Origin of the sequence: Sulfobacillus harzensis (assembly GCF_012933365.1) — a bacterium.
Taxonomy (GTDB): Bacteria; Bacillota; Sulfobacillia; order Sulfobacillales; family Sulfobacillaceae; genus Sulfobacillus_B; species Sulfobacillus_B harzensis.
Genome location: NZ_JABBVZ010000056.1, coordinates 1 through 22285 on the forward strand (window position 1 = coordinate 1; position 22285 = coordinate 22285).

The window sequence follows — 22285 nt, forward strand, 5'->3', positions numbered from 1 at the left end:
CAGGGAGAATCCCGTGCCATAGTTTCATCAAGACGTGATCCCACGGCTTTGGTTCGTCTTACGCCAATTCGCGTCTGGAACGCTCTCGGAGGCTGCGCACGCCATCCCGCGCACATCGTGAGTCACGAAATCCTGCGAATCAGCGAGTATACGGGAGAAAAACACTAATCTATGAGGGAGCGCATTAGCCGCATAGCAACCATGCGCGCTTAAGCGCAGCCAGATTCGGGCTGCTGTCCACAACTTTACTTCCCAAACGGGGAGTGTCAGCAGGTTTACTTCCCAAGTGTCAACAACTTTAGTTCCCTGTACAAAAACGAAGCCAAGACCGAGCCGATAGGGGGATATCCTATTATAGGATCGCATAATATCCATTACACGCCAAGAAGTCCCACCGGATGGCGTTCTATCAGCAAACTACCGTCCAACAAACGCTACAACCCACCGGCCGCGAATACGCGCTATTCCGACTAATTCGGTCTGGAGACGGCGCCTCAGAACCGCACTTGGAACCCCCGTCAGCGGCCAAATCCTCAACGCCGCTAATTAAAGGAGGGGCGCCGGGCTCCTCGTGCCCATACCCGGCGACAGAAGACCCCTCCCCTGCTCCAAGTCTTCCCAGAAGACAAGGGGGCGTGCCGCATCACCCGAAGGTATCTTTCCGCCAAGACCAGCCTCAGCGTGCCTAAGGATTTCCGCCGCGGCTTAGGAGGTCTCGGTATCGGACGCGGCCCGGCCTGAGACGCCGCTATGGGGCCGCAGTCTGGCGAGGGGCGCATAGGGTCTAGAACACAACCGACCATCCTCGCCATAAATTGCTAAGACAGGCTAAGTCTCCCTTTGGGGAAGCGCCCACTCGCCCCGAGGATGCACGGTAAAGTCCTAAGCCATAAAACAAGCCTGGGTATACAATCCGAGGCAGAATGGCGCTCAGGCAGCGATCGGCTACGCCGAAATCATTCTCGCTCACGTGCGGTCATTATTACTTTAACCGCCGAGTGTAAATAAACGCACAGTCATAATGAATTAATAAATCCACTGCACACTGCAACCAAAAATAAGACCGCTTTGGTCGTTAACGATAATGCAATTTAAGTAACAAACACATGAAGCGCCGTATAGCACAATGAGTTTCAATTATTGTCCGTTTAGGGATTCTTCATTACTGTTGTGAACCAACCGTTGTGAACCAAATTGCGGCAAAGCACCTGGGCAGCCATCTTTATGGAGGTGCCTCTAGACGTGAAGACACAGCCCTTACGCCAAACAGCGAGCCGTACTCCGTGCAAGAGCACCGGTGGCCACTCGAAGAAAACGCGGGGGTTTCGATATCGAAAGTCGGGTCTGGGAACGGGTGGGCGGGCACGAAAAAAGGGCTCAAGAGCTTCCGGCGAACGGGCTCCGGAGCGAAATGAGCCCCTTCTTGTTTCGATATCGAAACTTTCCTCTATATAAGGGCGTCGCACCCAGACCGACACAGCACTGTGACAGACCGCGTATCATGAATAGGAGGATACCGATCCCGTTAGACTTGCCTCGATCCAGCAGACCAGGCCAAGCCCATAGTCAGCGGCGCTGCGGTCCTTGGTGTACACGCCACCGGACACCCGCCACTCCCCGAAACTTTCGATGTCGAAACTTCCGGGCCGGCCGGACGTAAACCCACACGGGGCTTCATTTATATATAGAGCAGCGCCCGCCTTAGGGTTTCGATATCGAAACCCAAGCCACCGACACCCAACCCTCACGGAACAGGGTCTTTCGACATCGAAATCAGCACTTCGGATACCCGACCGCCCGCCCGACGCCGACGGGTGAGTTTCGACATCGAAACCACCCCTGCGTCTTACAACCCCGGCGGAGCCCCAGTTCCTAACGCTCCTAATTCTAGTTTCAACATCGAAACCCCGACCCACAATGAGCTCCCCAGCTCCGAGAAACCGTGTTTCGACGTCGAAACACCCGACCGAAAAGGGGATAAGGCGTATAATCCACTGTGCGTCACCCACTAAACCAGGCAACTGCACACAACACGCGTCGCTATCAAAATATAGTTCATATAGTTCCGGCGTACATTTTCACTCCCAACACCGTGACATCCAAATCGGATACAAGTCGAACCGCCAGCACCATAGCACCACAAAAAAACAGCGCCGATTGCTCGGCGCTGTTTTATCTTCGAATTTATCCCGTTGTCTCTTCGTCCGAAATGCGCGCCCAGTTCCCGCCACTCACGCGCCGTAATGTCTCGGCGTACTCTTCGTAGATCTTAGCTAAGATTTGAATTTCCATCGGAGACATTTCCGACACACGTTCAAGCACCGCGTCCAGTCGCATCTGTTCTGTCTTTAAAAATGTACCACGCCGCGAGTTACTACGTGGTCTGCGCGCCGGGTCGTTCGTTTGCAATCCGGACGTGAATGTGCGAATCCACGCCCGCAACTGATGAACCGTCGGGCTGCGTTTAACTATAAACTCCATCGCCTTTTCCACTCCGCCGGGAACAATCTCCCGCCCATCGTCGCCAACAAGCGCGGCCAACTCCTTCGCCATTGACTCAGATGTGACGGTTCCATCTTCCAACGCCGCGACAATGGTGGGGTTCCGCATGATTTTCAACACCAATGAGACATGCGTCTTCCCTTTGTGAATGCGCCGACCAACTTCCTCTTGCGTTAACCCCATGCTCAACAACGCCTTATAGCCCGCCGCTTCTTCCCATACGGTCAGGTCTTTTCGCATCAAGTTTTCAATTAACATCAGACCAGACCATTCCTCGCGCGGCGCTGTTGTAATCCTCGCCAACACGGTGGTTAAACCAGCAGCCCGAACGGCCCTTACCCGACGTTCTCCAGCAATCAGGCGATATCCGTCCCCTTCACGCCCGACCAACACCGGCTCCAACTGCCCATCCTTCGCGATGCTCTCAACCAATTGCCGAAACGCCGGATCATCTTCATCAATTACCCGCGTATTGATTCCGCCAATGCGAATGGCATCGAGCGGCAACTGGTAAAGCATCTCTGTTCCGTCACCCGCGGACTTTGAGTCACCTGGATCCCCGACCGCTGAACTCCCCGCCACCGAAGCCCGGGCTGCGTCAGATGCTGCATCGCTTTCAAATTGTGGGTCCAAAGAGGGGTTGCGTCGTGCCTCATCGGCGTCGATACGAACTTTTTCGAGCTTCACCTGCGCAGCCTCTGGTTCCGCGACGCCCGCGTTACCCTGCTTATCCACACGCATCACCGACGCTGCCGAAGCCGGAGACTTATTGCTGTCCTGAGACGGTGGGCGTCCCGCCATCCGTTCCACTTCCGTGCTTCCGGCGCGCGCCAATTCTATTGCGCTAGGGCGCTTTTTTGCCACCGCGCTTCAACCTCCTCCATTAATTTCACGATAGCGACAGTGACCGGTTCGCGTGGCGCCGTCGTGAATAAATTCGCCCCCTGATGCGCTTGCGACCACTCGACCGAGGTCGCCCGAGGGATCTGCGTCTCAAAAACCAAATTGGGATCCTTGATAAAGACTTCTAGACGTTCGCGCGCCGTCCGACCCATGGATGTGCGGTTATCCACCAGGGTGCTGACCACACCCAATAGCCGGAGTCTGGGATTCGACCGCATCTGCACCGACTCGATCGTGCTCCGCATTTGTAACAGCCCAATAAGCGGGTAATTCCCCGCTTGAGGAACCGGGATGAGCACCTTGTCCCCCATCTCGAGGGCGACCTGATTCCAGTACCCCAAATGCGGCGGGCCATCCACCAGCACCCAATCGTAATCCGCCATGCGTTCCCGCACGCGTTCGGCGATTTGGTGTGGGTCGGGCGCGGACTTAATATCCGGCCATCGTTCAACGAGTCCCATAGAGATCCACGCGGGAATAACATCCACCGCAACATCCGGCAGCACCTGCGCCGTCATGATGGCCCTGTCCATGGCTCGGCCCTTCCGCAGAAACGCTGCGAGGCAATGGTCTTCATCCGCGGCAACGCCGAGACTATAACTCGCATTGGCCTGGGGATCCGTATCAACAACCAAGGTGCGGTAGCCGCGAAGGGCGAAGCCCACCGCCAAGTTCACCGCGAGCGTACTCTTCATCACGCCACCCTTTTGGTTAGCCAGCACTAAGACGTTAGGCATGTGACCGCCCACCTGTCTTGCGGCCCGCTAGCCATCCCGCTAAATCATCCGCGTCGACTCGCACCGCGCGCGCTAGCTTGATCGCTGGAAGACCCTCATCGCGAATCCACCGATGTACCGTTCGTGAGCTCACTTGCAGCTGCTCAGCCACTTCTTCGACGGTCAAATATTTTCCCAAAGGCCGTCCCTCCTTTGGGTCCTTCATTCGCTTAGTGGCTTTCTTTTTCCTGCTACGTCCGCTTATGTCAAGACAAGAAATAACCGATCCGGCGTTCCTCCGCGGACTAGGCCACCCCGTCGGCGGCGATAATGCCGAGCTCTTCGCCGGCCCGCATGGTAAATTGCCGCCACAAGACGGTACCCGGTCGAAAAAGCGCGGCGGCTGCCGGTCCCAAGGCTTCTTGTGCTAAGCGTGTAGCTTTGGCGACTACGGTTTGATCCTGCTCAAGACGCGCCCCGTACTGCATCCAAACGATGTCCTCGCGCGCCCGGGCTTCGCGAATCTCGTCCCGCGCCGCATCCTCTTGTCTAGCTCTCCTGGCCAGAGTTCGTTGATACTCTCGTTCCTGGCGCGCCAGGGCACGCTTCCGTGTCGCCTCGCGCACCCAGCTTGGCGCTGTCCACTCATGTTCTAGAGCGGAACGCATCCAAGCACCGGGGTTCTTGATAGCGCCCTGAGGCGCCGATAGAACCCATTGGCTCACCTCGGCGACGCGAGACAGTGAGTAGCTCTGTATCCACTTTCTAAGCGTTACCGGTCCGATGCCGCGTGTTTTGAGATGGGATAATAAGAACAACAGGAGAGCTTGCGGCGTGGAAAATCGCCACACGGGGGACCCGTCTTGTTGATCAAATTCTTGTTTAAAACCAGGATCTTCGATCGGCGCTGGCTTGGTGTTCTCGCTGTCAATGGGCATGCGGGTTTCCGGGGTCTCCGAAGCCGACCCCTCCGGACAGCCTGTCCTCTCCCCTCCGGACACGAAACTCACATCGGCCGGCACTTCTAAATCGGCCGTGGCGGACGGGGTCTCGAGGCTGCTGCTGTGTGCATACTCTGGAACGAGGGCTTGGCTAACGTCCATAGGGTCGATTTCTGTTGCCGTGTAGGGATGCCAATGAATAACGTAGCGATTCGTGGTGAGATCCCGGGCGTGCATCGCATGCCGACGGGGCCGATGGTAGGTGGTGAGTAGCCCTGCGTCCTCCAATGTGCGCAGGGCCCGACGTACGGAGCGAACGGTAAGAAAGGTTTCTGCGGCGATGGTTTTTTCCCCCATGAACAGCTGCTTCATGGGGCGACGTTGGTGGGTACACTGCCAGAAGAACGCAAAGACGCGTTGAGCACTCGGGGTGAGATCTGGACGGGTCATAATGTCTTCCCGAACGAGCCGATGTCGAATGCTGTGGGGCAGGCCGACCGTTTCACTAAGAAGGACAGAGTTTTTCATGGTTGTTAGGCCGCAAATTAGGCACACTTAATTTGACAATGGCGCATTACCACTGTTAAAATTAACTAGACAAAACCCATACCCGGCGTGGTGGAGTGCCTTTTTCAAAAAGGACTGCCACCAAGCGATTGGCAAGATCGGCGCCGGAGCGGCACAAAAACCTCCTTTTTCGAGGACTCACACACGGTTGCTGGAACAGCCGTGTGTGGCTTTTTGTGCAGGGTACAAAAATACCCTGGAGCTCCCACGACACCCCAAGGCCACGACTTGTCTCGATAAAATCGCTATGCTATCATTGCTCTAGTCGTTCACCGCTGGGGGTTGTGGTGAGCGGGCTCAAGGGAGACTGGGCAGCGTCGCAAGCGCTGCTCTCTCTTTTTCCTTGACCCCTGGCAGATATTGGTTGTTACGCCAAGCCCTGCCTTGAACCCGATTCTACCTTACTCGCCATGAGATGCCAACTACCAGGCATAATTTGCGATTGGCGAACATATGTACTACAAGGGTCTTTTACAGAAACATACATTCTCTATATAGCGAACAGTCCTGTCCAACAGGGGCGCATCCAGACAACAGACGGCCTAAAAGGGATCTGACCTCACCTCCTTCTTCACATTGTGAGCTGGCACTCGGTCTAAGCCTCGTCCCATATCGCTGACGCCTCGGGCCCATAGAGCGGCGTTAGTGCTTGTTGAGGGTTCACAGACTCAGTTTTGGACGTTCGGCGACGTTTTGTAGTGTCCGGTGGCCTTGCTGTGTCCCCAAGGAGCAGCAAGGATTTTTTTGCATCGTCGCGAATAGATGTCAGCGTGAGTCGTTGCCGTCAATAGAGGTTTACCATGGAAACTTGCGCGGGGCGGGATCAGCGATGAACCCCGGGATCGGTGTTAATCCGCTTCCACCATGCCAACTCAGGATGATGCAACATCGCTGCTCCCGTGGCATCATTCTACCGTCGAATAGCATGCGCATCGGTAGATATTCGCCGAGACAGCGGCGACATCACGGAAGCATTTAACGGGGAGATCGACCTCGAAAACCGGGGAAATGCGGTAGGTCTAGGTGGAAGCGTTCGTTTCATTACACAAAGAAAGGATTGAGTTGACTAGTGGATGAGACACAGACGGCGTCCTCGGTCTTCCGCCAATGGACTGCATTGACGGCGCTGCAGATATTGCGCATCGCGCACGACACGGATCTTACCCCCTGGGATGTGACCACGCTCTTGATTCTGGAGGGCACGGGACCTTTACAGCCGACGCAACTGGCTCAGGTGACGGGATTCCCCACAGGCCAGATGACCAAGATTTTAGATCGACTGGAAGCGTCGAAATTGACGCGTCGCACGAAACACCCGACTGATCGGCGGCGACAAATTATCGTCATTCGACCGGCCGGCCGGCGGGCCGTCGCGCGTTGGCTGAGCCAGATCGCGACCGGGACCCGGCCGGGACGAGGGGGGGGTGTCGAGGTGCCGTCCGATCTTCCCGACCCCACCAGGGTCTCGGCACGGTGGAACGCCTTGGTCACTCCAGAAAATGAGCGAACCTGAGCTTCGGGCCGCCGATGAGGCATTGGCGTATGGTCCCCGAACAATGTGACGGTGGTTCCAAGCGGCCGCATCCGTGGTACGTAACCAATGTGACCGATTTGCTGAGCCGAACGCATCATTCAGTTCACGCGACACATGGGTCCATGGCGTTCGACAGTAGAACGGCGAGGGGTATCGAAACTAGCCACAAGCGCGACAGCGATAGGTGCGGCCCGCCCCCTTGGTGAGGTGACCACATTGCGGACACGTTTGGGACGTGTACGCCTCACTAATCTTGATCAAGCGAATGCCGTGACGCCGGAGCTTGTATTCGAGATACTGTTCCAAGCGCCCAAACTCCAACACCCCGACCTCCTGATTGGTCCGCCGGGAACGGCGGTGCCGTTTTTTATGGTTGAGGGTGCGGAGGTCTCCGGCGTACAGAATCGTCAGGCCGGTGGCGAGACAGAACGCGACAATCTGATTCGCAGCCTGATGCAAGGCATTCCGCGTCACGTGGTTGGCTTTTCGACTGACGCGCTGGCGGGCGCGGTTGAGGCGTTGGCGGCGTCGCGACCCCGGCTTCGTGCGGACCCGTTTTTTCTGCAGCTTGGCGTGTGCTTTGGCCCGGCCCTGCTTGACGGATCGCAGCCCCCGGCCAGAGATCGCTAACGCCTCTTTGCCGTCCGAGACCATGCCGAGGTGAATGACCCCGATATCCAGCCCGCCGGCCTTGTTGGAGGGAACGGGTACAGGATCAGGCATCTCGCGGGTGACGGTCAGATAGATCTCGCCAAACCCCAATTCCGCTTGCACCACCTGTCCGTCGGGCATTTCCGGTAGCGGCACCCGAATCGGGTCGCGGCCCCGACCGCGGGGCAGCAGCAACTGCCGCCCGACGATTTTCAGGGCTTGGCCCTTAAAGATGGGATTGAAGTACCGTCGGAACCGCCAGGGATAACGGGCGTGCTGGTCGCCATGCTTCCGCTTTGTGCGCACCCCGTCAATCGTGGCACAGAACTTCTCGATGAGGGCTTGGACGGTTTGCGAGTGCAGCGGGAAGCGGCGTTTGAAATGCGCCTTGAGTTGCGCCTCCGTCGGCCATCGCCAATGCCGCCGACGGCAGAACCGGTGGATCTTCACCAGGCGGGTCCACAAGTCTCCCGCAGCCCGACGGGCATCGGATGCTTTCGCCCACTCGGTCGGGGACAAGGACACGCGATAGGGGAAGACGGTCGTTTCTTGCATGGGACACCCCCTTTGTTTGACATGGTATTGTGTCTATTATACGCTTGGTCTATGGCAAACACAAACGACTACAGAACCGGCAGACACTGCGTGTTTCACTTACACGTGCATTTGGTCTTTGTAGCGAAGTATAGGCGGTTGGTCTTTACGAAGGACATTTTGGAGGACTTGCGCATCATATTTTCCGACGTGTGCCAGGACTTTGAAGCTACCTTGGAGGAATTCGACGGCGAGCGGGATTATGTGCACTTGCTGATCACTTACCCACCGAAGGTCGCGATTTCCCGACTGGTCAATAGTCTCAAAGGTGTCTCGTCCCGCTTGATCCGTAAGAAGCACTATCCGAGCATTGAGCAGGCGCTGTGCGGCGGCAGCCTTTGGTCGCCGAGTTATTTTGCCGGATCGGCTGGTGGAGCACCCCTCTCCATCATTCGGCAATACATTGAACAACAGGAAACCCCAGATTGACCCCTGCGGTGTGAGCGCCTTATATCTCCGCCCTGAACGGCGGAGTTTTACGGCGCATCTGATAAAAGTTTCGAATTCCCGCGGGAACCCCCAAGGAATACTTAGTATCTTATTCGACAAAAAAATTAACAAATAAATGCTTTGTATGCAGGACTTTCCGATGTAGTATAGAAATGGTTCATGGAAAGTTGGTATCAACCCATCATGCTATCGTTCGGGATGTCGATTGATGGCCAACCTTTCACGTGAACCAAAACTCTGTGGACGGCCTCGCGTCTAAATCCGCAGCACCCTCCTGTACGGAAGGGGTGCAGGAGGTGAGAGGTGGTACGTCGTGGCGAATTTTTACGGAAGGTCTCGCGCGTACGTAGCATTCCAAGTCCGTCTGACGCCGGAGTTGAAGGAGAAGTTGATGAAACGGTCGTTTGAGACCGGCCAGAGTCAAGTGGCTATCGTCAATGAGGCGCTAGAAAACTACTTTGCGAATGTCGCGCCCGAGAATCCCGACTCGCCTCCATCCGCCTCGAAGGGTGGAGACGGGACGCATTAAACCCCCAATGGGGGAACCAGTGAGAACTAGATGCAGCGCGCACTAGGTATCATGAGGAGGTTTTTGCAAGTCGATGCAAAAGCAGACGATGAAGAAGGTAGCTCCGTTAGCGCTGGGTTCAACCATGATGGTGCTGTCCATGGTTCCGGCGGCTTCGGCCTTTGCGGCAACGGGCAACCCTTATGTGACCGGTTTGAGTGTCAGCGCCAAGGGCGACAGCGTTACCGCCATGGCGAAGACCTCGGGTCATTATGTTGTTGAGTACGAATTCAAGGCTGAGAACTCCAAAGGCCAGTGGATCATCACCCGCAGCTACCAACCCAACCCGAACTACACCGCACCGTCGTGGGCGACCCATGTCCAAGGTTTCGCGATGACCGAGTACGAACTGGGCCACAAGCAGTGGAACATGAAGCGGCCCTCAAACGTGGTGGCGGTGAAGCCGGCTTCGACCACGAACCCGATTGTGGGCGTGACGGAAGTGGTGTCTGGTAACACAGCAACGGCCGTTGCATCTACGAATGGCAAGCACAACGTCGTGTACGAGTTCAAGGTACAGGCTCCGGACAGCAACACATGGCAGATTCAGGGCCCGTATTCCTCGACGCCTACCTACACCTACAAACAAACCAAGGCTGGCACATACAAGATTGAGGCCTTTGCCTTGACCGCGACCGAGTACGCCAATCATGAATGGGGCATGAAGGTTAAGTCCAACGTGTCAAACCTGACGATTGCTGCGGGTACTCCGGTAGGCGTCAAGTTGAGTGCCGCATCCTCCAGCGTGGTTGCGGACGGCGTCGCCACTGACACTATCACCGCTGCTGTCGTCGATGAATACGGCAACACCGTGACCGACTACAACGGTACCGTCAGTGTGTCGGTAACCAGCGGAACGGGTTCGTTGAGCACTGGCACTGTCACGATAAAAGACGGTGTCGGCACGTTCACGATCTCGGCCAGCACCACCGGCACCGATGCCATCGGGACGAATGATTTAGTTGCGAGTAACGGGACGCCGACCCCGGCTACGTTTAGCTATGGTTCGACGACGGTCACGGCGGTGACGCCTACGATCCAGGGCATTAAAGTCTCTGCATCGTCGCAGGCGGTCTCCGAAAACTCCTCGAACAATGATCCGGTGACCATTACGTTGACAGACCAGGCGGGCAACCCGGTTCCTTCCGCGTATGCTGGCGAGGGTGCGAAAGACGTGACCGTTACCTTGAGCGGCCCGGGCTCTCTCGGCACGAGTGCGGCTACCGTATCGGGCGCCACCACCTCGCAGACGGTCTATGTCTGGCCGGGATACTCGGGCACGGAAGACGTCTACAGCATCCAGGGTCTGACAGGCACGATTACCGTCACGGCCTCTGCGCCTGGGGTCACCCCTGGTCAAACCTCGATCAACGCGGTTACGGTGGGACAGCCGGCTAAGATTGCGGTGTCCGCCACGACCGGAAGCCTGACGAGCAGCCTGACTGTCAGTGGGGACACCCTGCCTTCGGGTACCACATTCACGCAATACACCGTCACCCTCGAGGACATCAACGGTAACACGGTTGCAGCCCCGAGTGGTGGCGACGCGTTGACCCTCTCGGACAACGCCACCACCGGTGACTTGTACTACTACGTGGCATCAAGCGCCACGGGACAACCATCCGGCACTGCTTTGCCTGCCAGCAGCGGGTCCTACAGCGGGTCCTACAGCGGGTCCATCGCGAGCGGCCAGAGCACGTATACCTTTGACGTTATCAACACCGCGGCGCAAAGCGGTACGGCGGCCATTACCGTGAAGGACGCGTTGACCAGCTCAACTGTCACTGTTCCGTACACCTTCGAAATTGGTCAGGCGAGCCAGTTGGGCGTGACCGGCCCTGGCGATGTCGAGACTAACGGAACGGCAACCTACACGGCACAGGTGGAGGATGCGGCGAAGAACGCTACCACCGATGGCTCGGCTGCCGTTACGTTCACGTTGAGCGGAGCGCCTTCGGGCACAACGTTCGCCAACGGATCCACGACCTACGTCACCACCTTGAACGGGAACGGCGCGGCGTCGGTCACCGTGGATGCCGGTGCGGCGGCAAGCACGAGCGCTTACACGGTGAGTGCCTCCGTCAGCGGCCTCACGACGGGCGACGCGACCGGTATCGTCACAGCGCCGGCAAGCTATGTATCGCAGATCGGCGTGTACAGCGGCACCCAGACTGCCCCGTCGGCTAGCGCGCTGATTCCGAGCTCGGGTGTGAGCCTGAATGGTCTTGGGACCGGGACGTTCACGCTGTTTGAAGAAAATGGCGTGGATCAGGCGCAGACAGCGACGGACAACCTTAAGGTCACGTCCTCGAACCCGTCGGTAGTGATGGTCCGTTCGTCCGCCACGACCCCAGCGTCGGGCGGCGTGCTGTCGGTAGCCGCAACTTCTTTCAGTGGTACCTCGGCGACCTTCTCCTTGATTGGCGGAGATCAGGGTACGGCCACTATCACCGTGACGGATGCCTCCAACCCGACCGTGGCTCCGGTGAGCTTCACCGTGACCGTCGGTTCGTTAAGCTCTGGGGCCATATCCACCACGGCCGCGAATGAATCTGGCTTGGCGAACCAGGCAGGCGGCACAGCCTACTTCACCTTGAATGGCCAGACGGTCTCGGCGACGTACGCCAGCAGCGCGTCCGACTTCGGTTCATACAACAATGGGGTCTTCGCGGTAACGCCGCCCGCCCTGTACTCGGCCGTGGCTGCCCCCTCGGGGTCAACCGCGACCTCCGCAACGTCGGGCGACACCTTGGCGGTATGGCCCGGAGCTGTCAGCGGCACCTACACGTACGTAGACCTGTCGCAGGAGACCCCCGGAGCAGGGTCCCAGTTGGGCCATGCGTACGTCGGGTTGAATATTCAGGGACCGAGCGGTTCGACGGTGACGTTGTCGGTCAACGGCGGATCGTACGACACCAACAGCACCAACACCGATTCGGCGTACTTCACGGTTGCGACGGAAGCCTCGGTGGGTTCGTGGACCCTGGCGTCTCCGCAAGAGGTGCAGCTTAACGCGAAGGTTACGTTCTCCAACGGAGTCTCCGTGACGTACCCGCTGATGGTGCAAGAACCTTAAGCCTGAGGGACAAAACAGAACAGGGCCTCTCTTGGGGGCCCTGTTCCCCTTTGCGTGAATTGGACGATTTCTGGAGGGAGGCGCGTGTTTTGGACAACAGCATGGAGTGGCGTCATCAAGTCGAGCAGGCGCTTCGACAGCAAGACTGGCGTGGCGCCGAGACCGTGTGCCGGGAGGTATTGGGACGCAACCGGGTTGAGGCGCAAGCTTGGGTTTTTTTAGGGGAGGCCTTAGAACATCAGGGACAAGGCCCCGCGGCGTGGCGCTGTTTTGAGCGGGCATGGATTCTAGACCCTCAGGCGGCCTGGGTGCCACGCGCGATCAACCGTTTAAAGGATCAACAAGTCGGGGGTATCCCCCTGTGGTTAGATGATTTATTGTCCGTGCCCCCGGTGCGCGTGGTGGGCGCTATATTGGCACGTGATGAAGCGGAGAACATTGGCCGGTGCATCCGAGCGTTGCGGCCGGCGGTGGATTCGGTCGTGGTGGTCGATACCGGATCGACTGATGACACCGTCGCCATTGCGGAGTCGGAGGGTGCCGTGGTTGTGCAAACGGACTGGGAGGACGATTTTGGGCGTGCGCGGCGTGCGGCGGAGACAGAACTTGGCAATACCGGCTGGGTACTGTGGGTGGACGCCGACGAGTTTCTGGATCACGAGGATATCGCCGTTCCGCGCATCGTTGCAGGCCTGTTTGATGGGGTGCGACCCGATGTGCTGGTACGGATTGGTCAAGTGAATTACATCGGTTCGTCCGTGCAGCCCAACTACGACACCACGCGGATGTATCCTTTAGGACGGGGGTGGACATGGCGTGGTCGGATTCATGAGCAGGTCGTCCATGTCGATAGCGGCCAGCGGCCGGTCGCGGTGCGCCCGGCGGTACGAATCCGACTTAATCATTGGGGCTACGATGCACCTGCCATGGAACGGCGGGGCAAGATTGAGCGCAACGTCCGGCTGCTCGAGCAATGGACGGCTGATGAGCCGCAAAACGCCGCCGCGTGGGGATTTCTAGGCCGGGACCTCTATATCGGGGGACATCTGGAGCGGGCGGTCGCAGCGCTGTCGCGGGCTGAGGTCGTGTCAGCATCGGACACCAGTTATGGCAGACTGCCAGAGGTTCGTGCCGTGCTCTGTGAAGCCCTCGTGCGACTGCATCGGCTGGATGAGGCCCGGGCCGTAGCTGAGCGAATGACCACGCACCACCCCGAATTTCCAACCGGTTGGTATTGGCGAGGCCAGGTGGCATTGTTGCAGGCCGATGAGCGGTTGAAGGACGCGGTGGCTTGGTCCCGTCAGGCCCGGGCACTGGCGCCCCGATACCGGGGAATCGTGTCCGTCTCTACCGAGGTACCCCATTTGCTTGCGGTCTTGACGGAAGCCGATGCGTCAAAAATGCAGGCACGCTGGAGTGACGCGCTGGCACTCTATAAGGAGTTGAATTTGAAGTATCCGGATCACGATGGGGTGAAACGGCAAATATCCTGGATTATAGAAGAGTCTCGGCGCATTGCCCAATCGAACCAGACGTAAAGTACTCTGGCGAGAACCCCCCGGGGCGGTTCTCGCTTTTTGCGTCAGCTTAATTATTTATAGTGCGTGGTGGCAATCGCTCGGATGCCGGAGCCAGCGTAGCCCGCGTGTATGGTCAGAGTGGGCCAGGAAACCGTGGTTCCAGCTCCTATCGGCGCGGGTGACGCAACCGCCAGGAAATTTGAGGTTGAGTGTTTTGGGGAGGCGGATACGTTAATTGCGCACGTCCGGTTCTGAGGGGGTTCGCGACCCAAGAGAAACCCGCTATGACGGAATTGCTCCAAATGTGGCACCGTGCAATGGGGAGTGATACGAGTTCATGCGTCTTGGTGAAAGCGCTGCGAGAGGGAAGCGGCCTCTGAGGTGCGAGGCCGCTTCATTTAGAAATTGCCAGGTCTTTGCTAGGCGGCTATTGGTGGCGCCTCGATCGCAGGACCTTACCATGTCTAGCATCGCCGATCACATGTCCGTCATCGTACACGAGCGTCCCGCGGACATAGGTCTTAGCGACTCGACCGGCAACCGGTTGGCCATCATATATCAACGCGGTTTCGCGACTCTTTGTCTGCATCGTGGGGGCTTTTATCGTGGTGTCCGTCATTTCGACTACGGCGAAATCAGCATCCCGCCCAAGCGCAATCCGACCTTTGCTCGCCAGGCCAAACTCGTCAGCGGCTTTCGACGCGGTTAAACGGGCTAAGTCGGTCCAAGCAAGGCGGCCCGCGGTGACGCCGTTCAATAGCAGGGGCAACGTGGTTTCGAGTCCGGGGCATCCGGCGGGTGCTGCCCAAATCGATTCACGTCCGCGCTCCTTTTCCTCCCGCGTGTATGGCGCGTGATCACTACCGATAAAGTCAACGGTACCATCCTGTATGGCTGCCCACAGTAAATCCTGTTCGAATTGGCTCCGGAGCGGAGGGTTAATCTTGGCGTAAGCACCGTATGCATTCATATCGGTGTCTACTCGTGTAAGATAGTGGGGACAGGTTTCAGCTGTGACCGGGACCCCGTCTGCTTTGGCACGCCGCACCAGATCGGCGCCCGTCCCCGAACTGAGATGGCAGATGCTGAGCCGTGCCCCGGTGTGTTTCGCAATCATTATGGCCCGTTGGACGGACAGCGTCTCCGCCAATAAGGGGTGGCCCTCGACATGGGCGAGGGGGTCGGTTCGATGTTGCTGTTCCAGGCGCTCTTGCGCATAATGCAAGAGTTCGTCGTCTTCCGCGTGGACACACGCTTTGAGTCCGGTTTTGGCGATCGCTTCAAAAACTTGAACGATATGTCCGGTTTCGACTGCCCACAAACCCTCGAACTCGTGCTCTCGACCTTTTTGCGGGCGGTGTAGAAAGATTTTGTACCCGACGGCACCTGCCTCAGCCAATTGGCCGATATGCGGAATCGCTTGGTACCCCCCCGCGGCGTAAAACCCGATGTCGACATGGGTGCGACCCTGAGCCATGTCCACCCGCTTTTCAAAGAGGTCGACGTTCCACGTGGGGGGGACAGATATGGGCATTTCCAGTATGGTCGTCACGCCCCCGGCCGCGGCTGCAGCGGAACCGGTGACGAAGTCTTCGCGTTCGGGATGCCCTGGGTAGCGGATGTGAACGTGCGTGTCGATAACACCGGGCAGAACCACGTAATCGCTGAGGTCGTCGAGTTGGTCCGCATCCGCGTCATTCGGATCCCCATAGCCCAAAGCTGCAATGACACCATCGTTAATGCCAATCCATCCATCGATCGGACCATCGGGCAGAACGATCGTGTGGCTTCGTAATATTTGTTCATAAGATGGCATTCTTAGCACCCCTTCGTTTTAGTTGAGTTCGCGATCCAGTTGCAGAATGGTTTGTAGCAGAGCTTCCACGCCCAGGGCGGCGTCCTGGGGCTCGGTCCATTCCTCGGGACAGTGGCTTAGCCCACCGCGGCTGGGCACGAAAATCATCCCGCAATGAGGCGTTACATGCGCCATCTGGACGGTGTCATGACCCGCCCAACTTGGCAGTTCGACATGCGCCCACTCTGCCTCCTGAAAAACGTTAGCCATAATACGCTGGACGGCAGCATTCATCAAAACGGGTTCTTCGCGGGTCGTTTCGCGCACAGATACCTCGTCATTGTGCTCAGCTCCAAGGCCATGAACAAGGTTCTCGAGGAACGTTGCAAACCGGTCGAGCCGCATACCATCCAACGCGCGCACTTCGATTCCGAGAGTAGCGGTGCCCGGAATGACGTTTAGCGCATTAGGCTGGACTTCAATTTGTCCGATGGTGGCGACAAGGTCGCCCACCTGCTCGGAGGCCCATTGGTGCACGCGGGTGACTACCGCACTGGCTCCCACTAACGCGTCGCGCCGTGTGTCCATGGGGGTGGTCCCCGCATGTCCGGGCGAGCCGTGTATCGTGACACGGTATCGTCGGATGCCGACGATACCGGTGACTATCCCGAGAGGAAGCTTGTGCGTTTCAAGGTAAGGCCCTTGCTCGATATGAAGCTCAAGGTACGCCGCCACGTCTTCGCCAGTTAGTAGCGGTCGTCCGAGGGCCGACGGATCGCCTCCGGCACGTCGAATGCCATCGGCCAATGTCTCGCCGCGCGAATCCTCGAGGGAGAGCAGATTGGCGGGAAGATGACCACTAACAGCCCGGCTTCCCACCGTGGATACTCCATAGGGGGACGGCTCTTCCGCCAGAAAGTCGTAGACTCGCAGACCATGCCTTAAGGGCCAACCGGCGTCATGAAGAACGCGGGCACACTCGATGGCGGCGATGACCCCGAGCATCCCGTCGAAGCGGCCGGCACCGATGACGGTGTCGATATGGGATCCCACCACCAATTGTGCTGGGACAGACCCCGCATGCGATCCGACGAGGTTGGCTCCGGGATCCAACGTGACTTCCAGTCCGGCGGATCCCATTAAATCTTGGAGCCACCCACGGGCGGCTTGGTATTCCTTGGTGAACGGACGTCGGGTCCAACCGGGGTAGGCCGCGTCGCGGAATTCGGCTAAGCGCATGAGGTTTTGCCAGACCCGGTTTGAGTCGATGTGGAGTGACATGATTACCTCCTTTCACGGTGAGGAGCAATAGTCGTGATGGACGGTCCACTGACCATAGCCGACTAGGATACGCTCGATGCTGTCGATGACTCGGGGACATCCTGCGCGACGGGAAACACCGTCCCCAAGATGGCGTATAGGATGCCGGCAGCGAATAAGCCGACAAACCAGGAGTACTTGTACAGACCAGCAAATGCTGGGATTAATACGCCGGCTCCACCCAAGAAAAGTCCTACGGCCAAACACACCAGTGCGCGCCAGTTCCAGCCCTTGTAATATCGATAAATTCCATGGCGGGAATAAAGCTGATTGGTCACGATGTGCTGCTTGCGGATAAACCAGAAGTCCACAATCATGATGGCTGTCGCGGGCGCAATGGCGGCACCTGCCACGTCCAATATGTCATAGATCGTGTTGGCGTTGACCAATAGGCGCCAAGGCATGATGACGAAAGCCACAATCAGGGTGATCAGCGCGCCGCGCTTAAAGTTGATGTGTTTGGTGACAAGGTTAGAGAGGTCGTACGCGGGAGACACGATGTTCGCCGCGACGTTGACCGAGAGGGTGGCGACCATCAGGATGAGTGCCCCGAGGAAGACAATGACGGGATTCTTGAACTTCTGGATGAGGGTGACGGGATCCCAGATGGCGTGATGGTACACAACGATGGTGGCGGAAGTGATGGTGACTGCCAAAATGGCAAAGAATAGCTGCATCAACGGAAGGCCCAAGGCTTGGCCCAGGATGTGATCCTTGCGCGACACCGCAAAGCGCGTGAAGTCAGGGATGTTCAGACCGATGGTCGCGAAAGCGCCGATAATGCCTGTAATCCCGGCGAAGAAGGCAGGCCAGAAGCCGATTCCCGTAAAGTGGCTCGGCTGGCTGTAGATGGGGCCGAATCCATGGGCTGACTTGAGGGCCCAGCCAAACAAAAACAGCATGAGAATTAACACGGAAGGCCCGGCCCAATTTTCGAATCGCTTGACCGCATCCATTCCGTGAAAGACCACCAGACCGAACAAAATCCAATATACGACCACAGCGGCCAAGAGGTTAATGGGAATGCCCAACACGGGGATGTGAACGGTAAATTCATGCCAACCGGGTGCCACGGTGCCGATCAGAACGCTGAGAGCCTGGGCGCCGAGGTAGCCTTGAATGCCAAACCACCCGATGGCAACGAGGGCACGGATTAAGGCAGCGACGTTGGCTCCGAAGACTCCGAATGAGGCCCGAACGGCCACCGGGAACGGCGTACCAAAGCGCAAGCCGAACTCCGCATTCAGCACGATGATGCCCAGGAGGATCAGATTGCCGACCAAAATCGTGAAGAGTGCTTCCCATGCATTCATGCCGAGAACAAGAAGTCCAGCGGCGACGCTATAGTTGAAGATGTTGTGAACCATGCCCATCCAGAGTGCGAAAAAGTTGTACCAATTCCAGTTCCGAATATCCATGGGAGTCGGGTTCAGGTCGGGGTTTGAGAGTACGGGATCGAATTGTTCTACTGCGGCCACAGGTCATCCCACCTTTTCTTTCTAGGGCGCGTAATTCCCGCCAAACAGTTGCCCGCAACGTTGTGAGTCTCATATAATGAGATTTGAAATAATTGATTTCGTCTGACGATAGAATACTATTCGACTCCAAATCGATAATTCCTGCGTTGATGTTAGTGTCTGCTTCATAAAGATTTGGGCGATGTCCATGGTCTCATTAAGTGAGACTCATAAAGGGAGTGGTTGTACGACTGTGGCGGAAGTGATGAAAAGCTTAGCGATGGGCCTTAGAATCTTGCGCGTCGTGGAGCTGGCGGAAAACCCGGTGCCGGCTCAGAAAATTATCCAAACATTAGATATGCCGCGGAGCACGACGTATCGCTTATTGAAGACGCTCGGAGACCAAGGATTTATCGAACAAACGTCCAGAGGTTTCGTCCCCGGGCTTTATCTAACCCAAACATCGCGCAGTCGAGCCGAAGAGCACCTCCAAAGTGTCGCTTGTCGAGATGTGCTATCCAGTATCGCGGATGCCATACAGGAGACGGTCGTATTGACCGTGATTCGGTGGCCGCATGCCTTCGCCCTAGCGGCGGTCGAAGGGCCGCGTGCGGTGCGTTGGTCGTTTACGGCGGGGACGCGGCATCCGTTGTATGCTGGAGCTTCGGCGAAAGTATTGCTGGCTTATCTTTCGGATGACGTCCTGGCTGATTATCAGCACGTGACGCCATTCGTTCCGACGTCGACCCATGGGCCACAGTGCTGGGATGACGTTCAGCGCCAAATTGTCCAGATTCGCCATGACGGCTATTGCATTAGCCACGGGGAAGTGGACGAGGGCGTTGCGGCATTGGCCGTTCCACTGCGGTGGGGAAGCCGATTGGTTGGCTCGGTGTCGGTTGTGGGTCCGGAGTTCCGCTTCGCACCGACAAACCACGTATCCACCCTTCGGGACATGGTGTCTCGAATGGAAGAAGACCTTGGTGATTATTAATCAATGAAAGGTAGGGATATCCGTGCTTGAATCGGAAAAAAGTTTAGAAGCACTCTTGGAGTGGGCCGAACGGGTCAAATACGAAGATTTCCCGGCGGACGTTGTCGCCCACGCTCGCATGGTGTTGATGGACCAGTTGGCGGTACTTTGGGCTGGCAGGCACGAGCGCGAGGTCCTTGGGCTTGCCCGATGGGTGCAGCGGAGAGGAACTTTCAGCGACCCCTGGTGGCTGGCGTTAGTGCTTGGAGTTGCCGCCGTCGCGCAGGAGCTTGATGAGGGCCATCGAGAGAGCATGGGGCACCCCGCGTCACATGTTATTCCGACCGTCATGGCGACGTTGGCTGAGGCTCCTGAGAGGACAATGCATGATGTTCTCACGGCATTAATAACCGGGTACGAAGTGGCGGCGCGTATCGCCAGTGCTGGCGTGCCGCGGCCCGGATCCCATCCGCACGGTACGTGGGGCACAATCGGAGCCGCGGCTGCCCGGGCGGTGTTAACCGGTGCGCAGGGTAGCTTACGGGATGCAGTATACTTAGCCGCCGGAACCGGATTGGCTACGGCGTTTAGTGCCCCGCTTGAAGGGCGTACCGTTCGAAATCTCTATGCTGGACTCAGCGCCTTCTTCGGTATACTTGCTTGCGAATGGAAAGATGACGTCACCGGTATCTTTTCCCCGACGGAGACTCTCTTTTCAGACTGGCATGGTGAAGGTATCGCGGAGGGACTGGGTTCACGTTATGCAATCACCAGGAACTATTTCAAAACCGTCGCAGCATGCCGTTACGTCCACGGCGCCATCGAGGCTGTTGAACAGATTGGCGAGGAACGTCGACTTGACCGCTCCGAGGTTGATGCAGTTACTGTGGAAACGTATGCGCCGGCTTCCATGCTATCCGGAGTGCCGTGGAACACGCTAAGTAGTAAGTTTTCCATTCCTTATGCGGTACTCTGTGCCGTGGACCGTCGCGCTCGTGATTTTGAGGCGTTTCACGAGCCGCTCGAATTATCGGCCATGGATCGTGCTTGGTTGCATCGGGTTCATGTCATGGAGTCCCAAGAAATGACCCGTCAGCTTCCTGCCATTAGGGCTGTGCGGGTCACCATACGCTTCGTTGATGCGTCAGAACGCACGGTCGAGGTATCTTTGCCACGTGGCGAATGGGATCGCCCGCACCCTCCGGAGGATTTGGCACAGAAATGGGCGACCTTACTCCGAGATTATCCAGGGAAGTTGCCAAGCGACCCCGCCGATCTCACCGTGTCGGACGTGAGACGTTTCGTTCAAACCTGGCTGGAAGACCTCTTGACTAAGGCCGACTGAAGGAAATTTTTCCATTGTGCGGCATTCGGACTCCCTAGATTTCCTTCTCCTCTCCTTGCGGAGGTAATTGTAGAAACGAAGGTCCCTTTTCTCCTGGGGCGAGATACACCCAATCGTACGGGACGTGAGAGCGCCCCGACCCCTAATAACGTACTCGCTGGCGCTTTTATCACTTCAGAAGGGTAGTATCGAGGTGCGTCAGCCTACCTCGATTGTGTGGCTTACCCGTGTCGCTCCCGGCGGAGGTATTACCGTGAACTCATGGGACGGGACGGTATGTCGCGAAAAGTAGCCGGCAATGGTGTGAGTCGTACGTTGAGATCCCGGGGATTTTCCGTCAACTGTTCCAGACTCTTTCCGCGCGTCTCGGTGCTGAACCCGGGCATGGCAACAGCCATGATGGCGTATATAACGGCTATCAGTCCTAACAACCCAGTTCCTGGAAAGACGAAAACAACGGTCCGGTGATTAGGGGGGGTCAACGTGGCCGACACAAGTGCAACGACTACGGCCGCTCCTGTAACAAAGGCACGGACACGTGCCGGGTAAAGTTCGGGGGAGTATAGCCAAGTCGAGGTGTTTAGCAAGATATAAACATCATTTGCATAAGTCCGCCTAATAGCAAGATGGCCGTATGACCATGAGCGGCGCTAAATAACAGAGCGATTCCAATTGCCAGTACTACACCTCCCCCCAACACCGCTCGGCGGGGAACGACAGTTGCGAATGACGAGGCCAGGATCGCACCGACAAGGCCTCCAATGTTAATAAGCGTGGAATGTAATAGGCAGTGTACCGCCGGAAAGCCTTCGCTTACCAAAAGGGTTGGCAGAAACGTGGTTATGGTCTTGCCCACCGAATGTCATCCACGAAATGATCCACACCACAATTGTCCGACGTCGGAACGGCCTTTCAAACCGGAAACGGTACCCCGGTGGGTTCGCGAGGCGAAGCGTCGGGTCCATCCGGATCCCGATGCACTGAGCCTTGCTGATGAAAACGAACGCCTGAACAAGCTGCTCGGGGAGAAAGAGCGTATTACAGGATCTTCTGAAAAAAGTATGCGTCAAATAGTCCTCACCGCACGGCCAGGACTATCTGACGCATACGATTAATGCCCCTAAGCCTCTGGGCACGGCATTTGGCCATACAGGTGGGATAGCGGAATGATGTTTCAAATCAAGAGGGTCAAGAAGCATCCCAAAAATCCTTCGCACTCCAAAAACGTATCAGTGTCGGGAAAGAGACGATTTCGTCGTTGCCGACAGAGAACGATGTTTCACAAAGTATGGATTTATTGAGAAATGTTGTATCATCCCACTGTTCCATGTTATGATAATCACCGTACACTTGTTAGAAAATTCCTCATCTTA

At 57.1% G+C, this 22285-nt stretch carries 15 protein-coding genes; 7 read left to right on the plus strand and 8 right to left on the minus strand.

Features of this window, described 5'->3' with window-relative positions; genetic code table 11:
• Positions 1-2184: 2184 nt before the first annotated feature.
• The 4 genes from HIJ39_RS14520 to HIJ39_RS14535 form a co-directional block, all read right to left on the minus strand.
• Positions 2185-3366, minus strand: a complete 1182-nt coding sequence (locus HIJ39_RS14520; RefSeq protein WP_169100948.1) for a ParB/RepB/Spo0J family partition protein — start codon at positions 3364-3366, stop codon at positions 2185-2187.
• Positions 3339-4142, minus strand: coding sequence for a ParA family protein (locus HIJ39_RS14525; protein ID WP_169100950.1), 804 nt, complete (start codon positions 4140-4142; stop codon positions 3339-3341). The genes HIJ39_RS14520 and HIJ39_RS14525 overlap by 28 nt, the downstream gene beginning before the upstream one ends.
• On the minus strand, positions 4135-4320 hold the full coding sequence (locus tag HIJ39_RS14530; protein WP_169100952.1) for a helix-turn-helix domain-containing protein: 186 nt from the start codon (positions 4318-4320) through the stop codon (positions 4135-4137). Before HIJ39_RS14530 ends, HIJ39_RS14525 begins: the two co-directional genes overlap by 8 nt.
• 106 nt (positions 4321-4426) lie before the next feature.
• The gene (locus HIJ39_RS14535) at positions 4427-5512 is read right to left on the minus strand and encodes a helix-turn-helix domain-containing protein (RefSeq protein WP_169100954.1); all 1086 of its coding nucleotides are present in this window, start codon (positions 5510-5512) and stop codon (positions 4427-4429) included.
• A gap of 1186 nt (positions 5513-6698) precedes the next feature.
• Here HIJ39_RS14535 and HIJ39_RS14540 point away from each other — a divergent pair.
• On the plus strand, positions 6699-7142 hold the full coding sequence (locus HIJ39_RS14540; RefSeq protein ID WP_169100956.1) for a MarR family transcriptional regulator: 444 nt from the start codon (positions 6699-6701) through the stop codon (positions 7140-7142).
• Positions 7143-7322: 180 nt separating this feature from the next.
• On the opposite strand, the gene HIJ39_RS14545 is transcribed toward HIJ39_RS14540, so the two are convergent.
• On the minus strand, positions 7323-8369 hold the full coding sequence (locus HIJ39_RS14545) for an RNA-guided endonuclease InsQ/TnpB family protein (RefSeq protein ID WP_169100958.1): 1047 nt from the start codon (positions 8367-8369) through the stop codon (positions 7323-7325).
• 51 nt (positions 8370-8420) lie between these two features.
• Here HIJ39_RS14545 and tnpA point away from each other — a divergent pair, with 51 nt between their 5' ends.
• From tnpA to HIJ39_RS14565, 4 genes are all read left to right on the plus strand, one after another.
• Complete coding sequence (gene tnpA, locus HIJ39_RS14550; RefSeq protein WP_169100960.1) at positions 8421-8837, plus strand: IS200/IS605 family transposase; 417 nt, start codon at positions 8421-8423, stop codon at positions 8835-8837.
• Between the two features lie 412 nt (positions 8838-9249).
• Entirely contained in the window at positions 9250-9387 is a 138-nt protein-coding gene (locus HIJ39_RS24230) for a hypothetical protein (RefSeq protein WP_243239712.1), read from the plus strand.
• 73 nt (positions 9388-9460) lie between these two features.
• On the plus strand, positions 9461-12502 hold the full coding sequence (locus tag HIJ39_RS14560) for a beta strand repeat-containing protein (RefSeq protein WP_169100964.1): 3042 nt from the start codon (positions 9461-9463) through the stop codon (positions 12500-12502).
• An 89-nt stretch (positions 12503-12591) separates the two neighbouring features.
• Complete coding sequence (locus HIJ39_RS14565) at positions 12592-14040, plus strand: glycosyltransferase family 2 protein (RefSeq protein WP_169100966.1); 1449 nt, start codon at positions 12592-12594, stop codon at positions 14038-14040.
• 409 nt (positions 14041-14449) lie between these two features.
• Here HIJ39_RS14565 and allB read toward each other — a convergent pair whose 3' ends face one another.
• The 3 genes from allB to HIJ39_RS14580 all read right to left on the minus strand — a co-directional run bounded on the left by allB (position 14450) and on the right by HIJ39_RS14580 (position 18615).
• A complete protein-coding gene (allB, locus tag HIJ39_RS14570) occupies positions 14450-15838 on the minus strand; it encodes an allantoinase AllB (RefSeq protein ID WP_169100968.1) in 1389 nt (462 codons plus the stop codon).
• Positions 15839-15856: 18 nt separating this feature from the next.
• The gene (locus tag HIJ39_RS14575; protein ID WP_169100970.1) at positions 15857-17098 is read right to left on the minus strand and encodes a Zn-dependent hydrolase; all 1242 of its coding nucleotides are present in this window, start codon (positions 17096-17098) and stop codon (positions 15857-15859) included.
• 62 nt (positions 17099-17160) lie between these two features.
• Entirely contained in the window at positions 17161-18615 is a 1455-nt protein-coding gene (locus tag HIJ39_RS14580) for a cytosine permease (protein WP_169100972.1), read from the minus strand.
• A gap of 232 nt (positions 18616-18847) precedes the next feature.
• On the opposite strand from HIJ39_RS14580, the gene HIJ39_RS14585 reads away from it, so the two are divergent.
• Positions 18848-19588, plus strand: coding sequence for an IclR family transcriptional regulator domain-containing protein (locus tag HIJ39_RS14585; protein ID WP_207711693.1), 741 nt, complete (start codon positions 18848-18850; stop codon positions 19586-19588).
• A gap of 22 nt (positions 19589-19610) precedes the next feature.
• A complete protein-coding gene (locus HIJ39_RS14590; protein ID WP_169100976.1) occupies positions 19611-20912 on the plus strand; it encodes an MmgE/PrpD family protein in 1302 nt (433 codons plus the stop codon).
• The last annotated feature ends 1373 nt before the right edge of the window (positions 20913-22285 follow it).